We start from the raw sequence: 17,278 nt of genomic DNA on the forward strand, positions 1-17,278 counted from the left end.
ATGATAATAGGTGTGAGTGTGCTAAATAATTCTCTAATATAACACTTTATATAACTTATGATGATTTTGTTATTGTATTGGCTATCCACTTTTCTAAAGATACCATTCTGTATTTTTACATAGACTTTACGACGTTAATACCTAGCAAATGTAATGCATTTATACTCACTTGTATGACACCTTTAATCAAGGCTAAACGTGCAGACTGTAGTGCTTTGCTTTTGGCATGTATAATGGAGCACTGATGATAGAACGTTGAGAACTTCTTGGTTAGACCATAAACATAATTAGCAATAATGTGGGGACTTGCATCCTTAAGGGCCTTTGCTACTACGTCATTAAAAAATAGCAAATCCAATATCAAATCATAAACCAAATCTTCTTCTAGAAGACCATAGTCAATCTGTTCATCTTCTTGAAATTGGCATTTGTCTAAGATGGAATGTATTCTTGCTATACTATATTGTAAATAAGGTCCTGTATTTCCCTCAAAACTTAAAGCCTTCTCCAAATCAAAGGTAACATTCTTATGATTGGCTGTCTTTAGTATGGCATATTTTACTGCACCATAGGCAATTGTCTTTGCTGTAGTCACATCCACTTCCCTATTATTTTCTTTCATGTATGCCATGGATTTTTCAATGGCAAGGGACATAAAATCTTCTAATAAAACGACCTTTCCCTCACGAGTAGCCATTTTACCGTCTTTTAGCAATACAAATGAATAATGTACAGGTGTGGGTGCTGTGTACCCTAATAGATCTAATGCAGCACTCACTTGTTGGTGATAGGACTTTTGATCTTCCCCTAGAACAATCATATTCACATGGGTATTAGTCTTTGCCTTGTGCATGGAATAAGCAATATCTCGAAGTGGATACAGGGAGGTCTTATCTTTTCTGGATAAAACCAGATAAGGTGCTTTCGTCGGTATGTTGTATGCTTCTAGATTAAGAACCAAGCGGCCTTCTTCATCTTCTTCCAGATTTCCTGTGGTCTTTAATTGTTTCAAAACTTCCTGTAATGCACCATTAAAAATATACGCTGATTCATATTGAAAGGTGTCGTAGTTAATGCTTAAGTCCTTGAAAAGACCTACTTGTCCTTTGATGCATATGTCTACAATGTTTTGAAATGATTTTCTAACAGAAACATCGCCATTTTCAAATGCATATAATAATTTAAATATTTCTTCTTCTATCTGTGGATTATCTTTCATGGCTTCATGCATACGCACATAGTGTTGCAACAACTCTTTAAATGTGACCTTCTCTTCATGTTGCGTTGCATACACTAACATGGCAATCTGCTTACCAACATCGTTTACAAAATAATGTGTATTCACTTTATAGCCTTCAAAAGTCATTAATCGTTTAAGTACATCACCAATAAGCGCATTTCTAGCACGACCAACATGGGGTGACGCATTAGGGTTAATACTGGTGTGCTCAATAAGGGCTGTTTTACCTATCCCCGATTCATTTGAACCATATTGGTGTTTCTTATGTTTAATTTCTAATAAAGTATCTTGAATCACTTGACGACGCTTAAAGTAAAAATTTAAATACCCATCTTTCGCAACCACTTGCTCTATAAAAGAAAGTGAATGAAAAGCATCTTTTAGTTCATGGGCTATGTCCATAGGGCTTTTTTTCAGCTTTTTTGCTAAAGGGAAACAAGGTAATGATAAATCACCTAATGCAAGGGAAGGCGGTCTAGTAAAGTGACATACCATCTTATCAAATGGTTCTTGTAAACATGCATCAATTAATTGTGTATATGTTCGCATCATACATACTACCTCCTTTTACTTTTCTTATATCTTTAAACGCATATGAACATGCTTCTATTTCATATACGAAATTCACAGATTTTCCTTATAAGACAACAAAAAACCCCATCTCTTAATAGAGACGGGATTACCGCGGTACCACTCTCATTGATATCAACATCGAATAGATGTTATCATATCCTCTCAAAGACCTTTATCGCAGGTATACGTTCTTTCTACTGGAATGTTCAAAAGAATGCTCCTTGGTGCGTTTCACAAACACATGATCATTAGGCTTCCACCATTTCCTAACTCGCTGGTACAAGAGATGTTCGCTACTTATCCAAATCATCGCCTTATTCTATATTTTTTAGCAGTTTAACATATTTCATTTTATTTTACAAGGATTAATACTATTTTTATGTAATAGATATTAAAATAATACCATAATATCATTATATTTATAGGCAAGGTATATAAAAATATACGTATTAAGAGCGAAAGTAAGCACATATGGCGTTATAAATTTATGCGTTTTATAGGCAATTTTTAATTCTTTGTATCTAGGTATATTGTCATAATTTGGCATTAATGATAGGATTTGGTTAAAAGTTATGTTATAATAAAAGTGTTATAAATGATAATAAAAAAGAAAGTAAACCGAGGTGAAAATTTTGAAAAAACTGAAGGGGAAGCTTCTAACAATTTCGTTAACACTCAGTGGCCTATTATCAATTGTTGGTATCGTATTTGCAGTCTTCATACTCCAACTCAATACCAATACAGAGTCCACAAATCTCTTTGACAATTTGACGATGATAGGCTATCTATTTCTAGTTGCAGCATCCATTAATTTATTATTAACCATCTTTGTACTTTATCGACTAACATTTAAATTAGCACCTTCACTAAGCAAAATTAGCAACCATGCAGATGCTGTTTCTGATGGCGATTTACGTTTTCCAATGGATGAAAAAGTCCTTAAACGTCAAGATGAAAGCGGTAGCTTATTAAGGTCATTTGCCAATTTGAGAAACAACTTAGTAGATACTGTTTCTCAGATTAAACAGAACACGGACCGACTATCTTCATCATCAGATGTCATTAGTGAATCCTCCAAGTCCATTCAACATGGTATGGAACAAATGTCACTTGCTATTGAACATATTGCAGAAAGTTCAACATCACAAGTTGAAAATGTTGAAAATGGTCAGAATTCAATTGATGTACTAGGAAAGATTATTGATGAAGACCTAGACATTATTACAGCTCTTCTAAGTTCTTTCCAAGAAATCAACAGTTCTGTACAGCATGGTGACCAATCCCTAGATGCCTTGTTACAAAAGAGTACAGAAAGTGCACAATCCACCAAGAGTGTTTATGAAATTGTACGTGAAACCAATGAAAAAGCTGAGCAAATCAGCCAAGTAACCACGCTTATTACCTCTATCGCGGAACAAACCAATCTTCTGGCTCTTAATGCAGCTATTGAAGCAGCTCGCGCTGGTGAACACGGTAAAGGATTCGCCGTTGTTTCTGAAGAAATTAGAAATCTTGCCGAGCAATCCGCTGAATCAACTGCACAGATTGACAACATTGTTAAAAGTTTACAAGACAAATCAAATACAGCTTATAACGAAACAAAAATGGTTCGTGAAGCCGTAAAAGCTCAAATGGAGCTCTTAACCGATACAAAGAAGAAATTTGATGACATTAATTCTTCCATAACCATGTCTCAAGCATATGTAGATGGTATCAAATTAAACAGCAATCAATTAATGCAATACAAAGACGAAGTATTTAAGCAAATTGCTGCCATTCTTTCGTTAGCACAATCGAATGCTGCTTCAACGGAAGAAGTCGCTGCCGGTTCCGAGAATCAGGCTAGTCAAACAGAACAAATTAGTAATGAAATTCAAACGGTACATAACCTGGTACAAGAGTTATCCGGTATTGTGAATCATTTTAAGTTATAACTGTCAATGGTTCTTATCACTATAAAAAAGGGACTGTTCTATCTGACCAATTTGTTAGCAAATGATCAGATGTAACAGTCCCTTATTTCATAGCTTATAAGATATAGCTTTTTAAATCCTTTATCAATTCATCAAATAGTTTCTTAACCGTAACAATTTCTTTTATTTCTCCAGCCCGCTCACCTGAGAAGACTAAACCATCTTCACCATTTACAGAATGAATGAGTGCATCCGATATACAGTAGGGTGTATTTGCTGGATTACAGTGAATCAAGCAATTGGTACATTTTTTAGCAGGAATTCTTCCAAGGTTCGTCTTATCAATAAAAGGTGTGTGTATAGCGCGTCCTGGAAGACCAACTGGACTATTTAATAAACAAATATCGTCTTTTGTTGCTTCGATATAAGCCTTTTTAAAAGCATCGTTTGCATCGCATTCATTGGTTGCCACAAACCTAGAACCCATTTGGACACCACCTGCACCTATATCAAGCATTTTACCTATATCTACCCCTTCTAATATACCGCCGGCAGCAATAACAGGTATTACCTTATGGTATTTCTCTTCATATGGCGCAACCGTTTCAATGACTTCTTTTACAATATCCTGTAGATCTTGATACGTATTACCCATTAACTCTTTAGCCTTGAATCCAAGATGACCCCCTGCTTTAGCTCCTTCAACAATGATTGCATCCGGTAGACGATTGACTTTTTCCCATTGTTTAAGGATAATTCTTGCGGCTTTTTTTGAAGATACAATAGGCACAATTTTTGTCTTGCTGTTTTTGACAAGTTTAGGCAACTCTAATGGTAACCCTGCTCCTGATATAATGATATCTATTTTTTCTTTAATGGCTGTCTTAACAAATGCTTTATAATTTCTCATGGCAACCATCAAGTTAACACCTAAGATACCCTTTGGGCTTTTTTCTCGAGCCTTTCTAATTTCCTTACTAAGAGCACGCATATTCGCTTCTAAAGTATTGGTTGAGAAATCTGGCTCCATATAACCAATTTGAACACCTGATATAACTCCTACGCCACCTTCATTTGCTACAGCTGATGCTAATCTTGATTTTGAAACCCCTATACCCATTCCACCTTGTATGATAGGCACTTTTATGTCTAAATCGCCAATTTTAAGTCGTGGTATATTCAAATTGATTCCTCCTATATAGCGTTTATTTGGTTTGCAAATAGTTTGATAGTCAAAGTATATAGGATTTTCATCATCTTGTCAAGACCATATGTGTTTTTTAAAACTACATGTTGACCCTACCCATGACACATGTTGCAAAATCTTATATGTCTATGTCATCTTGTGTTTTATGTTATTTTTTTATATTTCTGATTACTTTTCTTTTTTTATATGATATACTATTTTTGATGATTCTATTCAGATAATTTATTTGAAATGGACATCCATTATAATCAAGGAGGTCGAATATGAAAAGATTATTATCACCTTTACTTGCTTTAACACTTATAATGACAACGTATTCACCTATTTTTGCATCCGATACGCAAACTGCTTACTCAAAAATTGAACCCTTAGTAGCATTAAACAAATCTACTACAACTTACATATGGGGACCTGATGCACCTTACCAATCTTATTACGATGCTGAAATAGGACCCTATTACATACGTACTCGACATATTAAACATGTGCATGGACCTTCCGACTCAGACCCAATACGTAACGCAAGAGCTTTTGGTATTGTGTACCGTAATTCCAACTTCACTGGAACACTAAATGAGTCTATATCCATAGCGGATTCTGTTGTTGATTCTGTAACCGTCACAAATTCAATGGCTGTCAGTATGGGCATATCTAGTGGCGCTCTCGTAAAAGTAAGTCATAATGTAACCCTTAGCCATTCTGTAGCATCAACTCACCAAACAGGTCGTACGATTACAAGTACCCATAGCAAAGGCTATCAATACAGTTTTCCTATTGCTAGTGCACCAGCTCATTGTACCAAAGCAGAGATGGGTGTAGGTTTCCAATACAATACCTATGAATCTGTTGTGGACATTCGCAAACAAGTAGATGTTATTAAACCTGTAAACGTGACAAAAAAAGAATTCTATCGTGAGAGAGTATATTGTCCTATAACCAACAGCTATAATTGTACAAGCAATCAACACCTCCACAAGCTTATTGTGGAATACAAATGGTACTTAGAAAATGGCGAGTCATTTATTATTGATTGGGATAAAGAAATGGAACTTAAGAATCAAGGTATTATCAGTTCAGATAATTCAACATGGAAGCGTCCCGTAAAAGAATGGAAAACCTTTACGACAACTGGACTTGTAAAGCGGCCTATACCAGTCCTCTATACAATCTATTACGATAAGGATGGTCATATCATTAACTAGCAACTTCACATCATAACAGTTATTCATTAAATAATGATGAAAGGGGTCCATTGCATGTATCATCATCATGCAATAGACCTCTTCTTGGCTTATAAGAAAGTTCCGTTAGCGTATCATGTGGCGATTAATTGCACTAATAAGTGCTCTGATGGATGCCAAGTTAATATTACAATCCTTCCCAACACCATATTTAGTAACCCCATCTTCATTGGTTAAACCAATATAGGCTACCGCTTCTGCATCGGCACCGCCATTCAAACTATGCTCTTCATATTCCGCCAACTTAAATGGTTCAATATCTAATTCACGGATACCATTAACAAATGCCGCAATAGGCCCATTACCTGTACCTTGAATCTTTCTAGACTTACCTCTGAAAACAACTTCTGCTGACACGGTTACTTTTATACCCTTGTGGGTTGTATCATGATCTTCCAAAGTGCTTTCAAAACTCTTTAGAGCTAAGATTTTTTCTTGTTCAAAATAGGCATTAAAGAAAATATCATAAATATCCTGACTGCTCAATTCTTTCCCTGTTTGATCGGTGACATTTTGAACCAGTTTACCTATCTCAGGATGCATCTTTTTAGGTAAGCGATAGCCATAATCCGCCTGCAAAATATACGCTACGCCACCTTTACCCGATTGGCTGTTAATACGTATAATGGCTTCATATTCTCTACCAATATCTGCTGGGTCAATAGGTAAGTAAGGTACTTCCCATGTCTTGTTTTGTTCATGATTATACGCGTCAAATCCCTTTTTAATAGCATCTTGATGGGAGCCTGAGAATGCCGTATAGACAAGTTCTCCTGCATAGGGGTGACGTTCATGAACTTTTAATAATGTACATGCTTCATAGATATTAATGATGTTATTCATATCATCCATATGAAGTTCAGGATCAATCCCTTGGGAATACATGTTCATGGCTACAGTTAATATATCTAAATTTCCTGTTCGCTCACCATTACCAAACAAGGTACCTTCTACTCGGTCAGCCCCTGCAAGTATACCTAGTTCTGTAGCAGCTACCCCTGTACCACGATCATTATGCGTATGCAAGCTAATAATCACATGTTCACGACAACTGATGTTGCGACAGAACCATTCAATTTGATCCGCATAGATATTTGGCATCGACATCTCTACCGTTGCAGGCAAGTTAAGAATAATTTTATTATCTTCTGTTGGTTCCCATTCCTTAATGACTGCTTCACAGATTTCAAGAGCAAAATCAAGCTCCGTTCCTGTAAAACTCTCTGGTGAATATTCCAACATAATATCTTCTACATTACTTGTTTCAGCTAATGCTTTTACCTTTTTTACACCTTGTACAGCAATATCAATAATGGCTTGCTTATCTTTCTGAAACACCACTTTACGCTGTAAGGTGGATGTGGAATTATAAACATGGACAATAGCACGTTTACACCCCTCTATGGCTTCAAATGTTTTTTCAATAAGCTCATCTCTAGCTTGGGTAAGCACTTGAATGGTCATATCCTCATCTAACATCTTTTCATCAATCAATTTTCGTGTAAAATCAAATTCTGCTTGTGATGCAGATGGGAAACCAACTTCAATCTCTTTGAAGCCCATATCTTTTAATAAATTAAACATCTTTGTCTTCTTTTCTACACTCATGGGTACAGGTAAGGATTGATTACCATCTCGCAGGTCAACACTACACCATATAGGTGCTTTATCCAATGTTTTGGATGGCCATTGCCTATCGTCTAATTTTACTGGTTCAAATCGCTTATACTTGTTTACATGCATCATTACTATACCTCCTATATTTTATACAATTATTTCATTGAAGTGTCATCTGGTTAACTTGTTGAAGTATGGCTATATCGTTAGAACGATCCTAATAACATAAAAAAGACCTCATCTCTTAAAACGAAGAGACGAAGGTCCGCGGTACCACTCTTATTTATTTCTATCTAGAAATACACTTACTGGATTAGGTATCATAACACATAAAATTATACTGTAAATCATTGTTTTACGTCATATCCTCTTGGATCATCTTTTTTGAGCATAAAAAAACCTTCGCCAAAAGAGACGAAAGGTCATATAATCTCGTAAAACCACTCTTTACACTACATAGATACGGGTTATTCACCGATATCCTGCCAATCTAACGGTTGGACTCCGTCTCCTCCTACTTCATTTCAGTGAGCAACTCCAAGGCGAGTTCAGTATTTTTCTAATGCTACTTCCCACCAACCAGCAGCTCTCTGGTATTATCCAAATACTTACTATTCCTCTTCACAGTCTTTATCATATCAACTTTTTAATATCGTATCACTCTGCATTGTATTTGTCAAGGAAAATTTTAATTTTTTGCAATTGTTATGGGTCAACTATTAAATATACAAGTAATACTCAAAACATTCTTATTCACCTGAGCTTTAACCTGACCATTCATTTTTTCCATGAGCTCTTTTACAATGGACAACCCTAAACCTGTACCCAGACTGCTTCTGGATTTATCTCCTTTATAAAAACGATCAAAGAGTTTATTGATATCTGTATCCATTTGAGAAGCACAGTTGTTTTTTACTGTTAAAACAACGTGATGTTCGAATGTTTTTAATGATATCTCCGCTTGTGTATATGCATAGCGTATCATGTTGCTTAATAAGTTTTCAATAATACGCTCTAAAGCTTGATAATCACAAGTAATGGTAGCATTTTCTGTAATATTCATCACAGGTTTTAATCCTTTGTCCCTAAAGGCCTTATATTTACCAAGAATGATTTCTTCCAACACCCTACTCATATTCACTTTTTCAAATGTCATTTTATAATCCATGGAATCAATTAATGACAATTCGTAGAAGTCATTGAGTAACCCTCTTAACATAAATGCTCTTTTTTCTATAATAGTAACATATGCTTCTCTTTCCTTATGTGTTAATGAAGGGTCATTAAGTAACTGAATATAACCCATGATTGACGTAAGGGGTGTTCGTAAATCATGGGACATATTGGCAATCATTTGTTTGAGTTCATTTTCTTTTTGCATGCTTTTGACTCTGCTTTGCTTACTGGCACAAAGAGCTTCATTAATCTCATAGGTTAAATGTTCAATATCTTTGTTGAGCAGCTGGACATTAACCTTTTTATCTATACCTTTTGTCCTTAATTCCTTAAGCTGCTCTGCTAAACTTCTAATCTGACTTTTCGTATAGACACCATGCATAATAAATAGAATGATAAGGATTAATAAGCCACTAATAATTGCTATCATGCTCTTGTACCTGCTCTCAAATTAATTTATATCCCGTAAGCTATACATTTTTTCTACATATTTGTTCAAATGTATAGGCATCATGTACATAATAGGTATCAACAACTTCAAAGGGTATACCTTGTTTCGTATACGTCACGTTCGATATCTTCAACAAAGGGTCCCCACATTCTATTTGCAGATGTTCCGCAAAAAAAGCATCTGCTTTTGTAGCTCTTAATTTTTGTATGGAATAATCGATCTCAATGCCAATATCTTCTTCTAAAAACCGATATAGAGACTCTCCAATAAGGTGATATTCAATGATTCCCGTTACTTTTTGAGATAAAATGGCAATGTCCATGGCAATAGGTCGCTTATCATCATGTCGTACACGAACAAGCCGATAAACACCATCGTTCTTATCTAACTGAAGAAGTTTCTTTTCTTCTTCATACCCAATGGTAGAGTATGAAAATTCTAGTGTTTGCGTAATAGGTTTAATACCCCTCCTACGCATTTCTTCGGCAAAACTAATGAGTTCATTCAGTTGTTTATGCTCTTCTTTATCTTTAACAAATGTTCCTTTTCCTCTTACCGAATATAAATAATTCTTAGCTCTAAGATTACTCAATGCTTTATTAACGGTCATTCGGCTCACGTCAAATTGTTCCATAAGGGAAGCTTCTGTAGGAATCTGGTCACCTATATGATATCTTTTGGCTTCTATTTCTCCAATAATAAAGCGTTCTATCTTTTCTATTTTACTCATAATAACTCCCATCCTAAACATAACTTCTTAGTTTGTCAAACCTCTATGTTGATAGTCCCTTATCTATTTCTACGATAATTGACTCATCTTTATTTTCTGCTTTTAATCATACCACTAATGGCATGAATTGTATATACATTTCAACAGATTTTTTTATTGGGTGCTGGTATTACCATAGGATAATGGAGAATCTTAGAAAGATAGAAACTTTATTCTACCAAAGGTTAGTGGTATTTTCTTTCTTTATATGTCTTAATCGTTATTTCCTTCTTCATGTTAAGAATTTCTTTCAACGTGTATGGATAGCCATAACAACCTATGCCTTGAGTGGATAGTGATCCCGTACAGGTTGCAAACTTTATACTTTCTATAATCCCCATTCTTTTATAAATGCCATAGATAAGTCCTGCCATAAAATTATCACCAGCACCTGTTGTATCAACGGGTTGAATTCCTTTTGGAACGGGTACACGTACAAATGTATCATCCATCCATGTTAAACAACCATGTTCTCCACAGCTTACAATGGGGTACTTCACATATTTGGATAGCACCTTCACACTGTCCTCAACAGATGCAGTATGGGTCATGGCCATGGCTTCTTTGTCATTAGGTGTAAAATAATCTACATCTTTTAATAGCAACTTATAATGGTTTATGTCCAAGTCATCTTGCCACCCAATATCAAATACAATGGTTTTTCCCATGCGTTTTAATGGATGAATAATGTCTTGGTTTGTCTCTGGTGCAAATACAACATCACTGTCTTGATAAAATGACAAGAGTTTTTCATCTGAAAATTGGAATGCTCGCTCATCATTATGGCTAACAAAACTACGATCTTTTTCCATAGAAATAATAGCTGTTGTCATAATCGGGTCATAATCTACCTCCATCATCTCCACCTCATGAATAGCATAAGACTTCAAAAGACCCCGTGCCAGCTCACCATGCATACTAGGTTGCCATTTTGCTAACAGTGCGCAAGGAACACCCAGCCTAGACAATACCAGTGGATAAACAAGTGTTCCCCCACCTAATTGAATATCGAATATTTTTGATAATACTTCTTCCCCTTCATTAGGTATCGCTTTAACGCCACCAAATAAAAAATCCAAACTTAACTGTGCAACGAATTTTAACACTAATGCCACTCTCCTACATATGCCCTATATTTATCTAAATAAGTCTCTACCAAATTTTTAGCCAGCTCATAGGAATTGATTTGTGGGTGGCTTAATAATGCTTTGATGGCTAGACCTTTATCTTTTGTTACAATTGCTTGCGCAACATGTCGTTCAAAATATTTAACTGTACGAATCAGGTTTTTTTGTGCTTCATCTGTCACTTCTACTTTCACAGGTGTTACAACACCCTTAGAAATAAAACAAGATATTTCAACAACATCATCATCTTCTAAGAAATCCATGGCTCCTTGGTTGGGTACGGATAAAACCATTTTTACAGGTTCAGGGGTCATGAATGAGGTGATAAAATTAAGGGCTACAGCTGCATACCCACCTTCATCTTCTTCTGCAATGAATGCGTCCAGTGTTGGCACTTCTGAATTCATTTCCCTAATGGTGCCAGATTCTATAGCAAAATAAGATTGCTCCCGCTCAAAGTAATACTTCATGTATATGTCAAATGCTTTTTCTGGATTCGTTTCAATATCTATTTGCTTGAGTTCATGGATCATGCGTTCATTAATGCCTAGAATGGTTTCTCCTCGGGTTTTACTGCTATCTAAAATAGATGAAACAGCACGATGTCGATAGTAATAAAAGTATAAGTACTCATTAGGGAACATTTCATGCCCTAAAATATCAATGGTTTCTTGGTCAAAATAACGGAGTTCACTATCTTTGAATACTTTTTTATGATGCCTTAATTTATGATAAACATCGATACCATCAACCTTAAAATCTTTAAACCATGACAAATGATTCAGTCCAAAACAAGTCATTTCAAATCGTTCTTCGTCGGTATCAAGTAAGCGTACCAATTGTTTCTGAAAACCGCTTGGTGCATCACATATGCCATAGACAAAATCATAGCCTGCATTTCGCATGGCTTGTGTCACTAAGCCTGATGGGTTGGTAAAATTAAAGACAAGCACTTCCTTGTTACTGTATCGTTTTACCTTGTCACATAGATCAATTAAAACCGGTATGGATCTAAGGGCCATGGCAAATCCCCCAGCTCCTGTGGTTTCCTGACCTAATACACCGGCATCTAGCGCTACTCGCTCGTCAATAACACGGCTTTCATCACCACCACTACGAATGGTGGTAATGACATAATCTGCATCTTTAACAGCATCAATCACATCGGTAGTGGTTCTAAATTTTACATCTGGCGCTAATTTATTGGCAACAACCTTACACAAGGTACCAAATATATTCAATTTTTCTTCATCTATATCCATAAATACAATGTCGTGAACATGAATGTTCTTAGCATTTTTAAGCAATGATTTGGCTAAAAATACGGCTCTAACACCGCCCCCACCGATTACACATAACTTCATAACTTACACATCCTTTACTATCAATATCATCTATTTTCATTACCCTTTTACTGAACCTGCAAGCGAGTTAATAAAAAACTTTTGCATGCTGATAAAAATAATCAGTATTGGAATAATGGATAAAGCCGCCCCTAATAATTTGATATGTGCATAACCCCATACACCTGATTTTGGATATAATCCTGCTAAAGCAACTTGCAGCGTGTATTTATCTCTTGAGCTGGTAACAACTAAGTTCCACATATAACTGTTCCAGTAATTCATAAAAGTAATAATCCCTACTGTTGCAACAATGGATTTAACATTAGGCAAAACAAGCCGAAAGAACATGCTCATTTCACCTGCGCCGTCAATGCGTCCTGCCTCTAACATTTCATCTGGAAACGTTATTAAGGTCTGGCGTACCAGAAAAGTATTATATGTTGAATAAATCGTAGGCATAATGATAGCCCATAGGGAGTTATACAGATTGAGTTTATTAATAATTTCAAACTGTGGTATCATAATTGCTGCACCACCAATAAACATGGAGACAATTAATATAGAAAATGCCACTTTCTTCCCGTAAAAATCATATTTTGCCAAAGCGTAACCAGCCATAAAATTAACAACGATGGATATAAACGTCCCAATTATTGCAACAAAAAATGTATTATATAAGACAATGCCCACATCTAAAGATACATTAAGCTCTTTAAAATTTTCTATCAATTGATCCCCTGGCAATAGCCTAAAAATCATACTTGGCAATTCAGATGGCGCATAAGTACCTGCGTAAAATAACCAATATAAAGGGTATATGGTAGCCAATAAAAAAACAATTAAAATACCATAAACCGTTATCTTATGTCCTATTGATGTTTTGACCATATTAATCTTTCTCCCTTCCAATCCTTAATTGAATGGCTGCAATGATGATGGTAATCACGGATATTAAATAACTCAATGCCGATGCATAACCAAAATCAAATTGCTTCCAAGCTGTGTTATAGATTAATAAGGCCGGTGTATATGTACCAAACATCGGACCACCATTTGCTAATAATTGAGCCTCTGCAAATAGGTTAAGGGTGCCACTTACGGTCATAATCGTTGTAAAAATAATGGGATTCTTCATAAGGGGAATTGTGATATACATAAATTGCTTCAACTTGCTTGCTCCTGCTATATCCGCTGCCTCGTATAACGCCCCATCTACATTCTGCATGGCAGCCAAAAAGATAACCATGTTATAACCGGTCCATCTCCAGATAATCATCACAGAGATAGCTCCTTTTGCCAGTAAAGGATCAGCTAACCAAGGTATAGGATCAATACCCACAACCCCTAATATTTCATTTAAAATACCATCGTTAGCCATAATAATTGCAAATACAAATGTATAAGCCACTGCATTTGTCACATTCGGTAAGAAGAATAATGTACGAAAACCTTCTTTAAATTTTGTGGTAGCCATATTCAGTATATGAGCTAATGTCAATGAAAAGAAAATCATAAGTGGCGCATGCAAGAAAAATATGATGGTGATATTCACCAATGTCTTACGAAAAAGTTTATCATTAAATGCTCTAACATAATTATCAAGCCCTACAAATCCTGAGGTTATTGTTCCTTGTTTTTCCATAAAACTATAGATAAATGTTTGTATAATAGGGTAAACGCCAAAAACAAGAAAAAGTATAACAGCAGGCGCTAAAAAGAAATAAGGCGCATTTTTAGGTGTAATTCTCAATTGTTTTTTGCCCATAACCTTTCCTCTACCTTTCAATAAGGGCTGTGATTATTTACTTATCGTCATATAATCCCAACCCTTTCTGTGTGTCATTAGTATTGGTTTACTTTACGCCCTGTTTGCATTTCAATTTGAGTCGCTGCTTCTTTTAGGATATCTATGGCAGACTTATTGGTACCAGAATTAATAACGTCTATGACCATGTTCTTTAGAGCATCTTTACCCACTTGATAATCTTTATTCACATAAATAGGTAATGTATCGCTTGCAGATTCGGCTAACATTTGCCAAACAGGTTGACCGTTGTAATAATCTAAGCCTGTCTGAAATGATTCCAGTTCTGCTGCTGGTATGTAGCCTGGCATTAATCCTTGAGCTAATGCTACATCTTGTACTTCCAGATCAGTGGTTAAAATTTCAGCCATAGCATATGCAGCTTCTTTTAACTTAGATGTTTCTAATAATATGAATGAACTGCCGCCGTCGTTATAGCTTTGTCCATAATTATCAGCAACAGCTGGAATGGGATAAAGTTTGATTTTTCCAGATAATTCAGGAACAATAGGCATCTTTTCTCCAATTAACCATGCTGGGTCAAGTGAGATAGCAAGTTCCCCCGTATTATAAGCATCCCCCGATACTAATGGATCTTGAACACCTGCTTGTGTCATCTCCATAAACTTTTCTATGACTTCAACAGCGATTGGATTTAATAAATCGATGTGACCTTCTTTATCATATATACCTATACCTGCTGACTGCATCATACCAATTAGGCTGCCCTCTGCAAAGGCGGATGTAACATGATAACCAGCATTTTTTATAGCTGGTGCGGCTGCAATGACATCGTTCCATGTATTCAGTGAATCAGGGTCAACGCCAGCTGCTTCCACAACATCTAAATTAACTTGCATCATAACAGGTGCAATATCAAATGGGAAAGCATATAAGCTGCCATCTGTACTTAATATGTCCCAATGAGCTGCTGAAAAGTTTTGTTTGTGCTTATCATAACCCATGGCTGATATGTTGGTAATTTTACCTGGATATTGCTGTAAGAACGACTGAATCTGAAGATTATCCACCAACACTAAATCAGGTAAATCTGTTTTTACACCTGATGAAAAAAATACAGATAGCTTGTCTACTGTATCAGGTACACTTTGTACATCAAATGTTACATTTGAATCTGGATTCGCTTCTTCATATTTCTTTACCGCTAAATCAATTGGCGGCAGGTTTTGATCCCAAGCCCAGATAACCACCGTTCCTTCTTCAGCAGTCACCTTATCGCCATTGTCTTCTTGCTCCTTTGTTTCTTTTTTAGTTGTACAACCTACGATACCTACCATAAGAACACCTGCTAACACAAGGGCTAACACTTTTTTCATTTTAGTTACCTCCTCATTATTTATATTGGTTACACTTAAAAGTATATACTAATTTGAGAAAATATGCAACATTTTTCATGATTTCCAGCTTAAATAGTTGCATATGTATATACTTAATTGCTGTTCATTGGCTCTAAATGCCATTTTATGCTTTTTTACCAACCTTATTCAACAATAAAATATGTTATACATCTTATGCAACGCCATATTATGTATATACCTATTAATTATATTATGGTAAATTCAAACATCCATCATTATACTACTATCTCATAATTTTATTTTTTTATACATCTTTTAATTCGTCTACCTATTATATTTCATCTTGTATAAAAATCGGTGATAATAAACCTTTTATATGCAAAATAAAACCTGAACAAATAACAATTTATTCAGGTAGTAAAATATTATATTCAATGTATTTTTTAACTAAACCAACATGTGCTTAATAACTAATCTATTTCATAATTTAAGTAATTTTCTAAATGAATGATATTATTTGCGTAACGCCTTAATGCATCTATCGTATCCGTTACTTGAATCGTCCCCATGTATTGCTCCTCTGTATCAGAACATTCAATCCATAAAGACCTTTTTAAATTATATTCTAACCAAGCTAATTTACTCAAAAATCCATTACATAAGACTCCATTCCAATTAGCTTTTAAGGTGCCATATCGCTTTTTATAACTGCGAATAAAAGCTAAATATCTTTTTTTATCAATATCTCCGTTTTCCGTTTCAGACCAGTAAACAGCTGTTTCTGTTAATTCCAACATGGGATTTACATAACCAGCTGATTCCCAATCAATAATGATAGGGTTATCTGCGTTCCACATCACATTTTTAGCATCTAAATCTCTGTGGCTAATAACCAGGTTTGATGAAAGCAACTTTGCCGATACATTTCCTTGATTAGTCCATTGATCAAGCTTATTCATGGATTCATTCAACATGTTTACCCACGGTAAATTATTTTCTCGTCCTTTTTGCAAATACCAATTCCAATTAATAGATAATCCATAATCTGAGGAATCTTTTTTTATGCCCAAGTTAGAAAAATCCATTTGATGTAAATCCGCAAGAATTACACCCATTTTTTCACTATGAACACTATTTATTTCATTAACATTTAGACTTCTTCCATTTACCCAATCAAAAACAAGGTAGAATTGATTGTCTATCTCTTGTATAACTCTACCATTAAACATTCTAGCTTGAGAAACAGGTATACGACGTGACGCAATAGTAGCTACTCTTTCTGAATCAATCATATGCCTCCTTGCAGTAGGTCTTAGCATCACTTGTGGATTAAGTGCTTTGATGGCATATTTACCTTGTGTTGTTTCAACACCATACATTCTATGTAAAAGTCCGCCCGATATTGCTTCTGGTGTACCATTTATCCTACCAAGCTGTAATGCTTGACATAGTCTCTCAAATTGTAAATTATATTGTGTGCCAGCCATTTTTTATC

General features: G+C 35.4%; 13 protein-coding genes and 2 other annotated features. Of the genes, 2 read left to right on the top strand and 11 right to left on the bottom strand.

All coding sequences use genetic code 11. The annotated features are described in order from the left end of the window. Positions 1-115 precede the first annotated feature (115 nt). Entirely contained in the window at positions 116-1,792 is a 1,677-nt protein-coding gene (argS, locus tag HZI73_RS15355) for an arginine--tRNA ligase (protein WP_212694261.1), read from the bottom strand. 114 nt (positions 1,793-1,906) lie between these two features. Next, positions 1,907-2,132 (bottom strand) — a binding site (T-box leader). 313 nt (positions 2,133-2,445) lie between these two features. Between argS and HZI73_RS15360 the strand changes: the two genes are divergently transcribed. Then, on the top strand, positions 2,446-3,747 hold the full coding sequence (locus tag HZI73_RS15360; RefSeq protein ID WP_212694262.1) for a methyl-accepting chemotaxis protein: 1,302 nt from the start codon (positions 2,446-2,448) through the stop codon (positions 3,745-3,747). A 94-nt stretch (positions 3,748-3,841) separates the two neighbouring features. Here the strand turns inward: HZI73_RS15360 and HZI73_RS15365 are convergent, their stop codons facing one another. Continuing rightward, positions 3,842-4,909 (bottom strand): NAD(P)H-dependent flavin oxidoreductase, encoded by a 1,068-nt coding sequence (locus HZI73_RS15365; protein ID WP_212694263.1) that lies wholly within the window; start codon positions 4,907-4,909, stop codon positions 3,842-3,844. Between the two features lie 287 nt (positions 4,910-5,196). Between HZI73_RS15365 and HZI73_RS15370 the strand changes: the two genes are divergently transcribed. After that, positions 5,197-6,135 carry a hypothetical protein gene (locus HZI73_RS15370; RefSeq protein WP_212694264.1) on the top strand — a complete coding sequence of 313 codons (939 nt, stop codon included), beginning with the start codon at positions 5,197-5,199 and terminating at the stop codon, positions 6,133-6,135. 105 nt (positions 6,136-6,240) lie between these two features. Here the strand turns inward: HZI73_RS15370 and leuA are convergent, their stop codons facing one another. From leuA to HZI73_RS15415, 9 genes are all read right to left on the bottom strand, one after another. Next, on the bottom strand, positions 6,241-7,920 hold the full coding sequence (gene leuA, locus HZI73_RS15375; RefSeq protein WP_330619534.1) for a 2-isopropylmalate synthase: 1,680 nt from the start codon (positions 7,918-7,920) through the stop codon (positions 6,241-6,243). Between the two features lie 121 nt (positions 7,921-8,041). Continuing rightward, positions 8,042-8,425 (bottom strand) — a binding site (T-box leader). A 78-nt stretch (positions 8,426-8,503) separates the two neighbouring features. Then, positions 8,504-9,397 carry a sensor histidine kinase gene (locus HZI73_RS15380; protein WP_212694265.1) on the bottom strand — a complete coding sequence of 298 codons (894 nt, stop codon included), beginning with the start codon at positions 9,395-9,397 and terminating at the stop codon, positions 8,504-8,506. Positions 9,398-9,437: 40 nt separating this feature from the next. Beyond that, on the bottom strand, positions 9,438-10,148 hold the full coding sequence (locus HZI73_RS15385) for a GntR family transcriptional regulator (protein WP_212694266.1): 711 nt from the start codon (positions 10,146-10,148) through the stop codon (positions 9,438-9,440). Between the two features lie 224 nt (positions 10,149-10,372). After that, the gene (locus tag HZI73_RS15390; protein WP_212694267.1) at positions 10,373-11,293 is read right to left on the bottom strand and encodes a carbohydrate kinase family protein; all 921 of its coding nucleotides are present in this window, start codon (positions 11,291-11,293) and stop codon (positions 10,373-10,375) included. Then, a complete protein-coding gene (locus HZI73_RS15395) occupies positions 11,293-12,678 on the bottom strand; it encodes a family 4 glycosyl hydrolase (RefSeq protein ID WP_212694268.1) in 1,386 nt (461 codons plus the stop codon). The genes HZI73_RS15390 and HZI73_RS15395 overlap by 1 nt, the downstream gene beginning before the upstream one ends. A 39-nt stretch (positions 12,679-12,717) precedes the next feature. Next, positions 12,718-13,548, bottom strand: coding sequence for a carbohydrate ABC transporter permease (locus HZI73_RS15400; protein ID WP_212694269.1), 831 nt, complete (start codon positions 13,546-13,548; stop codon positions 12,718-12,720). Between the two features lies 1 nt (position 13,549). Beyond that, on the bottom strand, positions 13,550-14,425 hold the full coding sequence (locus HZI73_RS15405) for a carbohydrate ABC transporter permease (RefSeq protein ID WP_212694270.1): 876 nt from the start codon (positions 14,423-14,425) through the stop codon (positions 13,550-13,552). Between the two features lie 77 nt (positions 14,426-14,502). After that, a complete protein-coding gene (locus HZI73_RS15410; RefSeq protein WP_212694271.1) occupies positions 14,503-15,801 on the bottom strand; it encodes an ABC transporter substrate-binding protein in 1,299 nt (432 codons plus the stop codon). A 452-nt stretch (positions 15,802-16,253) separates the two neighbouring features. Continuing rightward, a complete protein-coding gene (locus tag HZI73_RS15415) occupies positions 16,254-17,270 on the bottom strand; it encodes a phosphotransferase (RefSeq protein ID WP_212694272.1) in 1,017 nt (338 codons plus the stop codon). Positions 17,271-17,278: the final 8 nt, after the last annotated feature.

This window comes from Vallitalea pronyensis, assembly GCF_018141445.1.
Lineage (GTDB): Bacteria > Bacillota > Clostridia > Lachnospirales > Vallitaleaceae > Vallitalea > Vallitalea pronyensis.